General features: G+C 70.3%; 9 protein-coding genes. All 9 read left to right on the forward strand.

The window, feature by feature from the left end; genetic code table 11:
* Nucleotides 1–101: 101 nt before the first annotated feature.
* The 9 genes from gltB (at nt 102) to RZ1_RS15255 (ending at nt 13904) form a co-directional block, all read left to right on the forward strand.
* Entirely contained in the window at nt 102–4637 is a 4536-nt protein-coding gene (gltB, locus tag RZ1_RS15215) for a glutamate synthase large subunit (RefSeq protein WP_072813210.1), read from the forward strand.
* Nucleotides 4630–6099, forward strand: a complete 1470-nt coding sequence (locus tag RZ1_RS15220; protein ID WP_072813114.1) for a glutamate synthase subunit beta — start codon at nt 4630–4632, stop codon at nt 6097–6099. Before gltB ends, RZ1_RS15220 begins: the two co-directional genes overlap by 8 nt.
* A 180-nt stretch (nt 6100–6279) precedes the next feature.
* Nucleotides 6280–7701, forward strand: a complete 1422-nt coding sequence (pyk, locus tag RZ1_RS15225; RefSeq protein WP_072813116.1) for a pyruvate kinase — start codon at nt 6280–6282, stop codon at nt 7699–7701.
* Complete coding sequence (locus tag RZ1_RS15230; protein ID WP_072813117.1) at nt 7698–8570, forward strand: acyl-CoA thioesterase II; 873 nt, start codon at nt 7698–7700, stop codon at nt 8568–8570. Before pyk ends, RZ1_RS15230 begins: the two co-directional genes overlap by 4 nt.
* Nucleotides 8571–8585: 15 nt before the next feature.
* A complete protein-coding gene (locus RZ1_RS15235; RefSeq protein ID WP_072813119.1) occupies nt 8586–9725 on the forward strand; it encodes a cation:proton antiporter in 1140 nt (379 codons plus the stop codon).
* Nucleotides 9726–9830: 105 nt separating this feature from the next.
* The gene (locus RZ1_RS15240) at nt 9831–10853 is read left to right on the forward strand and encodes an isopenicillin N synthase family dioxygenase (protein WP_072813121.1); all 1023 of its coding nucleotides are present in this window, start codon (nt 9831–9833) and stop codon (nt 10851–10853) included.
* Between the two features lie 90 nt (nt 10854–10943).
* The gene (locus RZ1_RS15245) at nt 10944–11279 is read left to right on the forward strand and encodes a TfoX/Sxy family protein (protein WP_072813122.1); all 336 of its coding nucleotides are present in this window, start codon (nt 10944–10946) and stop codon (nt 11277–11279) included.
* A gap of 136 nt (nt 11280–11415) precedes the next feature.
* Nucleotides 11416–11991 carry a potassium channel family protein gene (locus RZ1_RS15250; RefSeq protein WP_083583716.1) on the forward strand — a complete coding sequence of 192 codons (576 nt, stop codon included), beginning with the start codon at nt 11416–11418 and terminating at the stop codon, nt 11989–11991.
* A gap of 110 nt (nt 11992–12101) precedes the next feature.
* Nucleotides 12102–13904, forward strand: coding sequence for an ABC transporter ATP-binding protein/permease (locus tag RZ1_RS15255; protein WP_072813213.1), 1803 nt, complete (start codon nt 12102–12104; stop codon nt 13902–13904).
* The last annotated feature ends 225 nt before the right edge of the window (nt 13905–14129 follow it).

The following is a 14129-nucleotide window of genomic DNA, read 5'->3' on the forward strand; positions in this document are numbered from 1 at the left end:
TCCTCGCCGCTGCACCGCCCGTGGTGGCGACCCGCCAGGGCCGCCGCTCCGACGCGCGACGCGTCGCCCCCACACCGTTCGCTCAGGTGGAGGTGGCCACAGTGCTGTACTCCGTGAGTCCCGCCCCCCGCGGCCTGTACGACCCGGCGTTGGAATCGGACTCGTGCGGTGTCGCCGCGATCATCGACATCCACGGACGTGCCGGGCACGACCTCGTGGCCGATGCGATCCGCGCCCTGCAGAACCTGAGCCACCGCGGGGCGTGCGGCCGCGAACCGGCCACCGGCGACGGTGCCGGCATCACCCTCGCCGTCCCCGCGGCGCTGTTCGACGCGGTGACCGACTTTCCGCTGCCACCGCCCGGTCGCTACGCCACCGGGCTCTGCTTCCTGCCGCGCGACGCCGACGACCGTGCCCGCGCCCGCCGGCGGATCGAGGATCTCGCCGCTGCCGAGCGCCTCGAGGTACTCGGCTGGCGAACGATGCCCGTCGAACCCGAACGCGCCGGGATCGGCGCCACCGCGGACGGGTGCCGCCCGCACATCGACCAGTTGTTCGTCGCGGCGCCGGCCGTCGCGGGCGTCCGGCCCGGCGGGCTCGATCTCGACCGGCTCGTCTACCCGCTGCGCCGGCGCGCCGAGCGACCCGCCTCCGACGACCCGTCGGAGGTGTACTTCCCGTCGTTGTCGGCCCGCACGATCGTCTACAAGGGCATGCTCACCGCCGGGCAGCTCGCGCATTTCTACCCGGACCTGCGCGACCCGCGCTGCGTGAGCCCGATCGCGCTGGTACACAGCCGTTACTCCACCAACACGTTCCCGTCCTGGACGCTCGCGCAGCCGTTCCGCTACAGCGCGCACAACGGGGAGATCAACACCATCCGCGGCAACCGCAATCGGATGCGGGCCCGCGAATCGGCGCTGCGGACCGCGCGGATCCCGGGCGACCTGACCCGGCTGTTCCCGATCTGCAGCCCCGGCGGATCCGATTCGGCATCGCTCGACGAGGTGCTCGAGTTGCTGCATCTGTCGGGCCGGACGCTGCCGCACGCGGTGACCATGATGATCCCGCCCGCGTGGGAGAACGATTCGGAACTCGACCCGCAGCGCCGCGGATTCCACGGGTTCCACGCGGCGCTGCTCGAGGCGTGGGACGGTCCGGCGTGCCTGCCGTTCACCGACGGTCGTGTCTTCGGGGCGGTCCTGGACCGCAACGGGCTGAGACCGGGCCGATGGTGGCGCACCCTCGACGACCGGGTCGTCTTCGCCAGTGAATCCGGGGTGCTCGACCTGCCACCCGACCAGATCGTCGAGAAGGGCCGGCTCGAACCGGGCCGGATGTTCCTCGTCGACACCCGGTTCGGGCGCATCGTGCCGTCCGACGAGCTGCTCGGCGGGCTCGCCCGCTCCCACCCCTACCGGCACTGGTTGCGCGCCGGCCGGATCGCCCTCGCCGACCTGCCGCGCGCGGACCCCCCGTCGGCACCGTGCACCGCGACCGCGGGCGTTTCGACCGAACGGGCCCATCGGCTGTTCGGCTACACCCGCGAGGACTTCGACGTGCTGCTCGCGCCGATGGCGCGCACGGGCGGTGAGCCCCTCGGATCGATGGGCAACGACACCCCGCCCGCAGTGTTGTCCCCGCGGCCGCGCCTGCTCTACGACTACGTCACCGAGCTGTTCGCGCAGGTCACGAATCCGCCGTTGGATTCGATCCGGGAACGCATCGTCACCACCACCGGGGCCGCCGTCGGACCCGAGGGCAACCTGCTCGACAGCTCGCCGGATTCGTGCCGGCAACTGTTGCTGCCCGGCCCGGTGCTCGCCCCCGACGAACTCGACGCGATCCGCGCCCTCACCGCGGACGGACCGCATCCGGCGCTCGCGGCACGGGTGCTGCCCGCACATTTCGCCGTCGGCGGACCGTCGGGGGAGGCCCTCGCCGCGGCCCTGTCCGCGCTGTGCCGGGCCGCCGACGACGCCGCCGACACCGGGCACGGACTGCTCGTCGTCACCGACCGCGGCGCCGCACCGGACTCGGTTCCGATCCCGTCGCTCCTCGCGGTCGCCGCGGTGCACCACCACCTGATCCGCACCGGTCGCCGCACCCGCGTCGGCCTGCTCGTCGAAACCGGCGACGCCCGCGAGGTGCACCACGTCGCCGCACTGCTCGGTTTCGGGGCCTCCGCGGTGTGCCCCTACCTGGCGTTCGACACCGTCCGAGCGCTCGCCGGTGCCGACGTCGACCCGGACGACGCCGCCCGCAACTATCGGCACGCCCTGGTCACGGGGGTGCTCGAGGTGATGGCGAAGATGGGCATCTCCGTGCTCGGCTCCTACGTCGCGGCGCAGACCTTCGAGGCGGTCGGGCTGGGTGGCGACGTCGTGGACGCATACCTGCCCGGCACCGCCTCGCGGATCGGCGGGGCGTCGCTGAGCGACCTCGCCGACGACGCCCGCGCGCGACATGCCGCCGCCTACCGCGAATCCGTCTCCGGCGCAGAGGAACTCGACAGCGGCGGCATCTACCGCTATCGCCGTGACGGGCAGCCGCACCTGTTCACCCCGGAGACGGTGTTCCTCCTGCAGCACGCCACCCGCACCGGCCGTGCCGACATCTTCGCCCGCTACAGCGACGAGGTCGACCGGCTCGCCGCGGCCGGCGGAACCCTGCGCGGTCTGCTCGGCTTCCGCACCGGCCTGCACCCGCCGATCCCGCTCGAACAGGTCGAGCCGGCCGAGCGGATACTCACCCGCTTCGCCACCGGCGCCATGAGCTACGGGTCCATTTCCGCCGAGGCGCACACGGCCCTCGCGGTCGCGATGAACCGGCTCGGTGGGCGCTCGAACTCCGGGGAGGGTGGGGAGGACCCGGACCGGCTCGGGGATCCGCTGCGCCGCAGCGCCGTCAAACAGATTGCCAGCGGACGGTTCGGGGTCACCGCCGCGTACCTGGCCGACGCCACCGACCTGCAGATCAAGATGGCGCAGGGCGCGAAACCCGGTGAGGGCGGCCAGCTTCCCGGCGGAAAGGTGTATCCGTGGATCGCCCGCACCCGGCACAGCACCGCCGGGGTCGGGTTGATCTCGCCCCCACCGCACCATGACATCTACTCGATCGAGGATCTCGCCCAGCTCATTCACGATCTGCGCTGCGCCAACCCGTGGGCCCGCATCCACGTCAAACTCGTCAGCGGCGTCGGTGTCGGCATCGTCGCGGCCGGGGTCGCGAAGGGGCACGCCGACGTGGTGCTCATCTCGGGGCACGACGGGGGCACCGGCGCGGCGCTGCTCACCGCGCTCGCGCACTCCGGCACCCCGTGGGAGATCGGGCTCGCCGAAACCCAGCAGACCCTCGTGCTCGGTGGTCTGCGCGACCGCATCACCGTCCAATGCGACGGCGGGCTGCGCACCGGCCGCGACGTGCTCGTCGCCGCGCTGCTCGGCGCCGAGGAATACGGCTTCGCGACCGCGCCGCTCGTCGTACTCGGTTGCATCCTCATGCGGGTCTGTCACCTCGACACCTGCCCGGTCGGTATCGCCACCCAGAATCCGGAACTGCGTGAGAAGTTCACCGGGCGAGCCGAATTCGTCGAACAGTACTTCCGTTTCCTCGCCGAGGACGTGCGCCGCCGCCTTGCCGAACTCGGCCTGCGCAGCCTCGACGACGCCGTCGGCCGCGTCGATCTGCTCGAGCCCGCCGCGGCCCTGACCCGGTGGCGCGCCGCCGGACTGGACCTCACGCCGCTGTTCGTGCCTCCGGTCGACGCGAGCGGCGCCCCGCCGCAACGCCGCCGCACCCGCCCCGCCGTGTCGCTCGCCGGCGACACCCTCGACGACCGGCTGATCGCCGCGGCCGCCGATGCCCTCACCGGCGCCCACCCGGTGCGGATCGAGGCGCGCGTGCGCAACGTCGACCGCACCGTCGGCACCCGGCTCGGCGCCGAGGTCACCGTCCGCCGCGGTCGGGCGGGCCTGCCCGACGACACCGTCCGCGTCGAGCTGCGCGGCAGCGCCGGCCAGTCCCTCGGTGCATTCCTCCCACCCGGCATCACGGTCACGGTCACCGGCGACGCCAACGACTACGTCGCCAAAGGCTTGTCCGGCGGGTGTGTCGTCGTGCGGCCCGACCCGAGCGCCCACTTCGCGGCGCACACCCAGATCATCGCCGGTAACACCGTGTTGTACGGCGCGACCAGCGGGGAACTGTTCCTGCGCGGGCGCGTCGGCGAACGCTTCGCGGTGCGCAACTCCGGCGCCGAGGCGGTGTGCGAGGGCACCGGCGACCACGCGTGCGAATACATGACCGGTGGACGCGTCGTGATCCTCGGCGCCACCGGCCGCAACCTCGCCGCCGGCATGTCCGGTGGTCTCGCCCACGTCCTCGATCTCGACCCGGCCCGCGTCAATCGGGACTCGGTGCATCTCACCGCGGTCGAACCCGGCGACCTCGAACCGCTCCGGAAGCTGCTGGCCCGCCACCGGGACCGCACGGGATCGCCGATCGCCGCCGCACTGCTTGTCCACTGGCCCTGTGCGGCAGCACGATTCACGACGGTGTTGCCGGTCGACTACGCGCGGGTGCGGGCCGCCGAGCGCCGGAGCGAACCCGCGACCACAGGAGCGGGCGGTGGCTGACCCGCGAGGATTCCTGCGGTACGGCCGGATCGAACCGCCGCACCGGCCGGTCGGGGAACGGATCCACGACTGGGCGGAGATCGCCGCGCCGATCGCACCCGCCGAACACGACCGCCTCGTCCGCGACCAGGCCACCCGATGCATGGACTGCGGCATCCCGTTCTGCCACTCCGGCAGCGCCGGCTGCCCGCTCGGCAACCTCATCCCCGAATGGAACGACCTGGTGCGCCGCGACCTGTGGGCCGAGGCATCCCGGCGCCTGCACGCGACGAACAACTTTCCCGAGTTCACCGGACGCATCTGCCCCGCGCCGTGCGAATCCGCATGCGTGCTTGCGCTCTCCGATCCCGCCGCGGCGGTCACCATCGAGAAGATCGAACAGGCTATCGCCGACCGTGCCTACGCCGACGGCACCGTCACCCCGCAGCCGCCGCGCCGCCGCACCGGGTGTTCCGTCGCGGTCGTCGGATCCGGGCCGGCCGGACTGGCCGCCGCGCAGCAACTCACCCGCGCCGGACACGCCGTCACCGTGTACGAGCGCGACGACCGGCTCGGCGGGCTGCTGCGCTACGGCATCCCGGCCTACAAGATGAACAAGACACTCATCGACCGCCGTCTCGGGCAGCTTCGCGCCGAAGGCACCGAGTTCCGCACCGGCTGCGACGTCGGCCTCGACCCCAGCCTGGCCCGCCTGCGCGCCGACTTCGACGCGGTGATCCTTGCGGTCGGCTCGGGCGCCACCCGCGACATGGACCTGCCCGGCCGCGACCTGAGCGGCGTGCACCAGGCCATGGACTACCTCGTCGCCGCCAACCACGACTGTGAAGGCGACGGCACCACTCCGATCCACGCGGCAGGACGCCGGGTCGTGATCATCGGTGGGGGAGACACCGGCGCCGACTGCCTCGGCACCGCGCACCGTCACCGCGCCGCCTCGATCACCCAGCTCGACTACCGCGGCCGGCCGCCCGACACCCGCGACGACACCCGCAGCCCGTGGCCGCTCACCCCCTGGGTGCTGCGCACCACGCCGGCGCACGCCGAGGGCGGTGAGCGACGTTTCGAGGTCGGCGTGCAGCGGTTCGTCGGCGACCACACCGGCCGGCTGCGGGCGCTGCTGCTCGCCGAGGTCGACGCGCGACGTGCCCGGGTGGGTCCGGAATTCGAGATCCCGTGCGATCTCGCGCTGCTCGCGATCGGATTCGACGGGGTGCGCCCCGGTCCGCTGCTCGACAACGGCCCCGCGACCACCGCCCGCGGCACCGTCGACTGCGGCGCCGACTGGCAGACCGGTGAACCCGGGGTGTTCGTGTGCGGCGACGCGCACCGCGGCGCCTCCCTCGTGGTGTGGGCGATCGCCGAGGGCCGCGCGGCGGCGCGAGGTGTCGACACCTACCTGACCGGGCGGTCCCGGTTGCCCGCACCGGTGACACCGGAGTCGCGACTGCTGACCGCGGACTGACGGCGCCCTCGACGGCCCTGTGACCGCGCGCATCACATATTCTTCGAGGTGGCGCAATTCACACACGCGGTGCGCCACCTGTTTCGCGCGGTGAGGCGACGTCACGCGCCGCGCGAGCTGGGTCTTTGCCCCGTCCGTGCGCGGTCGTCACGCCGACTGCCGGGGGACTAGGCTCGACCCGTGACCCGACGCACCAAGATTGTTTGCACCATGGGCCCCGCGACCGCCGACCCCGAGGTCCTGAAGGAACTCGTCGCCGCCGGTATGGACGTGGCCCGACTCAACTTCAGCCACGGAGAGCACTCCGAGCACGAGGCCCACTACAACCGGGTCCGCGCGGCCGCCGAAGCCAGCGGACAAGCCGTCGGTATCCTCGCCGACCTGCAGGGACCGAAGATCCGCCTCGGACGTTTCGCCGAAGGCCGCACCGTGTGGGAGAACGGTGAGGTCGTGCGGATCACCGTCGACGACATCGAGGGCACCCACGATCGCGTCTCGACCACCTACAAGGAACTCGCGCAGGACGCCGTTCCCGGCGACCGCCTGCTCGTCGACGACGGCAAGGTCGGGGTCGTCGTCGAATCGGTCGAGGGCAACGACGTCGTCTGCCGGGTCACCGAAGGCGGACCGGTCAGCAACAACAAGGGCGTGTCGCTGCCGGGGATGAACATCTCCGTGCCCGCCCTGTCCGAGAAGGACATCGCCGACCTCGAGTTCGCACTGCGGCTCGGTGTCGACTTCATCGCCCTGTCGTTCGTGCGTTCGCCCGCCGACATCGAACTCGTGCACGAGGTGATGGACCGTGTGGGCCGCCGCGTCCCGGTCATCGCGAAGCTCGAGAAGCCGGAGGCGATCGAGAACCTCGAGGCCGTCGTCCTCGCGTTCGACGCGGTGATGGTCGCCCGTGGCGACCTCGGCGTCGAACTGCCGCTCGAGCAGGTGCCGCTGGTTCAGAAGCGCGCGATCCAGATCGCCCGCGAGAACGCCAAGCCGGTCATCGTCGCCACCCAGATGCTCGAATCGATGATCGAGAACTCGCGGCCCACCCGCGCCGAGGCCTCCGACGTCGCCAACGCTGTGCTCGACGGCGCCGACGCGGTGATGCTCTCCGGCGAAACATCCGTCGGCAAGTTCCCGGTCGAGACGGTCCGGACGATGGCCCGCATCATCGCGGCCGTCGAGTCCGATTCGACGGACGTGCCCGCCCTGACCCACGTGCCCCGCACCAAGCGCGGCGTCATCTCCTACGCGGCACGCGACATCGGTGAACGCCTCGACGCGAAGGCCCTCGTCGCGTTCACCCAGTCCGGCGACACGGTACGCCGGCTCGCGCGCCTGCACACCCGGTTGCCGCTGCTCGCGTTCACCCCGGTGCCGTTCATCCGCAACCAGCTCGCACTCACGTGGGGCACCGAGACGTTCTCCGTCGAGCCGATGCAGACCACCGATCAGATGGTCGAACAGGTCGACGCGGCGCTACTGTCGTTGGGTCGCTACCAGCGTGGCGACCTCGTGGTGATCGTTGCCGGTGCGCCTCCGGGACGTTCCGGCTCGACGAACCTGATCCACGTGCACCGGCTGGGGGAAAAGGACACTCGTTGACAGGTATCGAGGCGACGGACCTCGATGTCCTCCTCGGTCTGCTCGATCTCGAGCAGACCGGGGAGGACGTTTTCCGTGGAGCACACCCGCCGCAGACCGGCACCCGGACGTTCGGTGGGCAGCTGGTCGCGCAGGCACTCGTCGCGGCCGGCCGCACCACCGGTGACCGGCCGATCCATGCGCTCAACGCGCACTTCATCCGCGGCGGCAACGTCCACGCACCCATCGAGTACCGGGTCGCACGGCACCGGGACGGGCGCGACTTCGCGAACCGCATGGTCACCGCCTATCAGGGTGACGAGGAACTGTTCGTGATGCTCGCGGCCTACCAGAAGTGGGGCAAGGGGCTCGAACACGCGGTAACCGTCCCGGAGGTGCCGTACCCCGAGGCGTTGCCCCCGATCGGTGACCACCTCGAAGGCTTCGAAGAACATCTGCCCGGGTTCGTGAACGCGCTCAAGCCCATCGACATGCGCTACGCGAACGATCCCGCGTGGATCCTCAAGGGCTCCGGCGAGAAGCTCAACCACAACCGGGTCTGGATGCGCACCGACGGTGAGCTTCCCGACGATCCGCTGCTGCACGTCGCGGCGCTCGGCTACAGCTCCGACACCACCGTCCTCGATTCGATCCTCACCACCCACGGCCTGTCCTGGGGCCTGGACCGGATCTTCGCAGCGACGGCCAACCACTCCATCTGGTTCCATCGGCCCCCCCGGTTCGACCAGTGGCACCTGTACGCCACCGAATCGCCGGTCGCGGCCGGATCGCGGGGCCTGGCCACCGGCCGGTACTTCGACCTCGACGGTGAACTCGTCGCCACCGTCGTGCAGGAAGGGATCATCAAGCACTTCCCGTCCCGGCGCTGAGCGGCGGCCCCGGCGATGTTCGCGACCCTCGCGCTCGTCATGGTGGTCGCGATCGTCGGGTCGCTGCCAGCGGCCCGCAGCGGTATCCGGCTGCCGCTCGTGCTCGGCGAACTGCTCGCCGGGATCGTTGTCGGGGTCAGCGGCCTCGGCTGGGTCGACCCGGGCGAACCGACACTCGATGCGGTCGCGCAGGTGGGATTCGCGCTGGTCATGTTCGTCGCCGGCACCCACGTGCCGGTCCGCGACACACGGCTGCGCCCGGCGCTGTGGCGGGGCATCGGACGGGCCGCCCTCGTCGGTGCCGTCGCGGTACCCGCCGGGATCGGGCTCGCCCGGCTGTTCGACGCGCCGCACGCCGCGCTGTTCGCGGTGCTGCTCGCGTCGTCGTCGGCCGCGCTGGTCCTGCCGATCGTGGATGCGTCCGGGATCGGCGGACGCGAGGTGCTTCCGCTGCTGGTGCAGGTCGCGGTCGCCGACACCGTGTGCATCGTCGCGCTGCCGCTGGTGATCGCCCCGCCCGAAGCGCTCCGCGCCGGGCTGGGGTCGATCGCGGTGATCGCATGCGCGGCGGTGGTGTTCGTCGGGCTGCGGCAGCTCGACCGCACCGGGATGCAGCGGCGCGTCCACGATGTGTCGAAGGACCGCAAGCTCGCCGTCGAACTGCGGGTGAGTCTGGCGGTGCTGTTCGGTCTCGGCGCGCTTGCGGTGTGGACGCACGTGTCGGTGATGCTCGCCGGGTTCGCCCTCGGCCTCGCGGTCGCCGCGGTCGGGGAACCACGACGGCTCACCGGTCAGCTGTTCGCGGTCACCGAGGGGTTCTTCGCGCCCGTGTTCTACATCTGGATCGGGGCGTCGATCGACGTCCGGGTGCTCTGGGAGCATCCGTCCCGGATCGGGCTGGGACTGGCGCTCGGCGCGGTCGCGGTGCTCGTGCACCTGACGCCGCGGGCGACCGGCCAGCCGGTGGCGCTCGGCGCGCTGTCCGCAACCCAGCTGGGAATCCCGCTGGCCGCGGTCGCGATCGGCCTCGCCGGCGGGCTGCTGTCGACGGCCGACGCCGCCGCACTCGTGCTCGGAGCGCTCGTCACGATCGTCGGTGCCGCGATCGCGGCGGCCGCCGCGACGCCCCGGCGACCCGACGTGGCGGATCCGTGACCCGCTCGCACACGCCCCGACCCCGACCCGCGGAATGTGCGCAGTTCGCGCGCTGTTGCTCGAATCGGGGTCGTCCCCCTTCGATCTCCGGAAAGGAACACCATCATGCCGGCCACGCTGCCCGTCATCGACCTCGCGGACCTCGACCGAGGCGCGCGGGCCCGCGCGGAACTGCTCACCCGCTTGCGTACCGTGACCCACGAGATCGGGTTCTTCCACCTGGCCGGCCACGGCATCGATCCGGCGTTCGCCGCAGAACTCGTCGCCGCGGCCAGCACGTTCTTCGCACTGCCCGACTCCGCGAAACTCGAGATCGAGAACTCGCATTCCCCGCAGTTCCGCGGCTACACCCGCATCGGCGGGGAACGCACCCAGGGGCACGTCGACTGGCGCGAACAGATCGACATCGGGCCCGAACGCGCGGCCGTCACCGCTGTCGATCCCGCGAAACCGTGGGAGGTGCTGCACGGGCCCAACCTGTGGCCGGCGCAGCTTCCGGAGCTGCGGGACCTCGCGCTGCGGTGGATCGAACAGGCCCAGGCCGTCGGCATCGTCCTGCTGCGCGCCTGGGCCGAATCACTCGGTGCCCCCGCCGACTTCTTCGACGACGCCTTCGCCGACCCCGACCCGCTGCTCAAGATCGCCCGGTATCCCGGCCACGACCGGTCGGTCACCGGGCAGGGCGTCGGCAGCCACAAGGACGTCGGTGTCCTCACCCTGCTGTATCCGGAACCGGGCAGCACCGGATTCCAGGTCGACCGCGACGGCACCTGGATCGACGTGGCGCCGCGGCCGGGCTGCTTCATCGTCAACATCGGCGAACTGCTCGAACTGGCCACCGGCGGCTACCTCGAGGCCACCGCACACCGGGTGCTGCCACCGGAACCCGGCAGCGACCGGATCTCGCTGCCGTTCTTCCTCAACCCCGGCCTGGACAAGGAACTGCCGGCCGTCCCGCTGCCCGCTGAACTCGCCGCGGGCGCGCGCGGGGTCGGCACCGACGAACACGGCGGAACCCTGCACTCCGTGTACGGCCTCAACGCGCTCAAGTCGCGGCTGCGCGCGCACCCCAACGTGACCGAGCGGTATCACGCCGGCCTGCTGAACTCGCCGGCCCTGCACGGGTGACACCGGCGCTGTGTCGAAGCGGGTCGGAATCCTCGATCCGGGGCCGAACCCGAGCCGAGAATGTCGGGGCGCGGGTCCACACTGTGTCCCATGACATACGACGAGGAATTGGCCGAACGTATCCGGGACCTCATCGAATCGGGGCCGACCGTGACCGAACGCAGAATGTTCGGCGGCCTGGCCTTCATGGTGGACGGCAACATGGCCCTCGCGGTCAGCGGTGAGGGTGGACTGCTCGTGCGGGTCGGGTCCGCACTGCACGACCGGTTCGTCGACGACGGCTCCGTTCGGCAGGCCATGATGGGAAATCGGGAAATGACCGGCTGGGTGCGGGTCTCGGCGCCGCATGTCGAGGACGACGCCCACCTGCGCGAGTGGGTCCCCCGAGGCGTCGAGTTCGCTCGTTCGCTTCCGCCGAAGAGTTGACCGGCCGCCGCCTTTCGGTGCCGCAGGGGGAAGTGAGCGGTAGGTTTCTCCGAGACGGCCGTCGGGTGCCGGGGAGTCACCTACCCTGAATCCGTTGCGTTGCTGGGCACCCACGCTCGCGGAAACAGGTGGCGTCATGGTTGAACCCGCAGGGCCACCGAGGCCGTCGGACGACGACTCCGGTCCACCCGAGCCCCTGTCGCAACGTGACCGTCGGCGGCTGCTGTTCTACGCGCTGGCCCGCCCGTCACTGACCACGGCGGTGCTGGTGGTCGTCTATTTCCTCGTGCCGCTCGACCACGTCGGAGACATCTCCGGTGCGCTGACACTCGCCGCGGGCATCGGCGTCGTACTCGTCCTGGGCTGGTGGCAGATCCGCAAGATCCTGGCGGCCGAATATCCGATGGTCCAGGCGATCGAGGCGCTCACTACTGTCGTCGCGTTCTATCTCGTGCTGTTCGCGACGGTGTACTTCCGGATGTCGGTGGTGAATGCCGCCAGTTTCGGCGCACCGTTGACGCGGATCGATGCCCTGTACTTCTGCCTCGTCGTGTTCGCGACCGTCGGATTCGGCGACATCGTCGCCGTCAGCCAGATCGCCCGGGTGGCGGTCTCGGTGCAGATCGTCGCCAATCTGGTCCTTCTTGCGCTGGGAATCCGCGTCCTGTCCGCAGCCGTGCGGTGGCGGCGACGCCACCGCGGCGACAGTTGATCCGAGGCGGTGCGCCCGGCGGTATTCTCCGATTCCGCATGTCCGCGCGCGGGTACGGGTGATCCTTGTCTGACGTTCGGCGATCGTCGATGGAACGGGGTTCGGAAGTGGTGGAGTGGTCAACGGTCGTCGTCGACAGCGCGCTGTGGACGTTGAAGGCCTTTGCAATCACGATCGTGGTGTCCGTCGTCGTGATCGCGGCGCTGGTGCGCTTCACCCGCTGGGGCCGCCAGTGGTGGCGCATCGCCGCGTCGTACTTCGACCCGCGCGCGGGTACGGCCGGTCTCGGGCTGGCAGCGCTGGTGTTGTTCCTGACGGTGTTCGCCGTGCGGATGAATGTGTTGTTCTCCTACTGGTACAACGACTTCTACACCGCGATCCAGAATCTCGACGAGCCCGCGTTCTGGCGGTTCATGCGGATCTTCGCGGTCCTCGCCACGGTGCACGTGCTGCGCTCCCTCGTCGTCTACCTCGTCGGCCAGACCCTCGACATCAGCTGGCGTACCCACCTCAACGAACGGATCGTGGACAGGTGGCTCGATTCCGGTGCCTACTACCGTGAGCGATTCGTCGACGACCCGGTCGACAATCCCGATCAGCGGATCCAGGTCGACATCACCGACTTCGTCATCACGTCCCGCGTCCTGTCGATGGGGGCCGTCAATGCGGTGCTGTCCATCGTGAGTTTCACCGGCATCCTGTGGGATCTGTCGGGCCCGATGACGCTCTTCGGCGTCGAGATTCCGCGCCTGATGGTCTTTCTCGTGTTCATCTACGTGCTGGTCACCACCGCGGTCGCGTTCTGGATCGGCCGTCCGCTGATCGGGCTGAACTTCCTCAACGAGAAACTCGGCGCCACCTACCGGTACGCACTGGTCCGGGTGCGCGAGTACGGCGAAGCCGTCGCCTTCTACCGCGGCGAACCCGTCGAGCGCAGCGGCCTGCTGGCGAAGTTCGCGGCGGTCATCCGGAACTGGTGGCGCCTGGTGTTCCGGACCCTGAAGTTCAACGGCTTCAACCTCGCCGTCAACCAACTCTCGGTGATCTTCCCGTTCCTCGTCCAGGGGCCCCGGCTGTTCGCCGGGCAGGTGACCCTCGGCGACGTGATGCAGACGTCGAACGCGTTCGGGCAGGTGCACGATTCCCTGTCGTTCTTCCGGGAGTCCTACGACGACTTCGCGGCGTTCCGGGCGACCACGATCCGCCTCAACGGGTTGCTCGACACGACCGACCGGGCCGGGAAGCTGCCCACACTCGCCGCCACCGAGCAGGGCGAACGCCTCAACCTGACCGGCCTGTCCGTCACCACCCCCGAAGGGGGTCCGTTGGTCACCGATCTGTCGCTGAGCGTCGAGCCGGGTGAGGCGCTGCTGGTACGTGGTGCGTCGGGCAGCGGAAAAACCACCCTGTTGCGCACCGTCGCGGGGCTGTGGCCGCACGCGCGGGGCGCGGTCGCTCGGCCCGCCGGTAACGCGCTGTTCCTGTCGCAACAGCCGTACATGCCGCTCGGCACGTTGCGCGCCGCACTCACCTATCCCGAATCCGCCGACAGCACCGATTCCGGTGGCGACGGCACCGCACTGCGCGGGGTTCTCGAGCGAGTCCAACTCGGGCATCTCGTGGACCGGTTGGACGAGACGGCCGACTGGACTCGCATCCTGTCGCCGGGGGAGCAGCAGCGCCTCGGGTTCGCGCGGATCCTGCTCGCGGAACCGGCGGTCGTCTTCCTCGACGAAGCGACCGCGGCCGTCGACGAAGGACTCGAGAACTCGCTGTATCGCACGCTGCGGGAATCGCTTCCCGAATCCGTGATCGTGAGTGTCGGTCACCGGAGCACGCTCGACGGATTCCACGACCGGATCCTCGAACTGCGTGGTGGCGGACAGTGGGCCGTCACCGATCGCGTGCGGTGACGAACGGGACGGTCGCGAAAGGATCTCCGATGAGGGCCTAAAGACCTCGGTTGACTGTTCGGAATCACAATTCAATTGCGAGATGTATGTCACAACGGATAAGATCGGAGTGTTCGCGAAGCCGTGAACCCTGGGGGTGCACGGGCTCGCGTCGGTGGATGCGCTCGGTGTGGACGTCGACTCTGTAAGCAGGACAGAGCATTCGGCAATCTAGAGTCCGCAGTC

The sequence above is a fragment of the Rhodococcus zopfii NBRC 100606 = JCM 9919 genome, from assembly GCF_001895025.1.
In the GTDB taxonomy this organism is placed as follows: Bacteria; Actinomycetota; Actinomycetes; order Mycobacteriales; family Mycobacteriaceae; genus Rhodococcus; species Rhodococcus zopfii.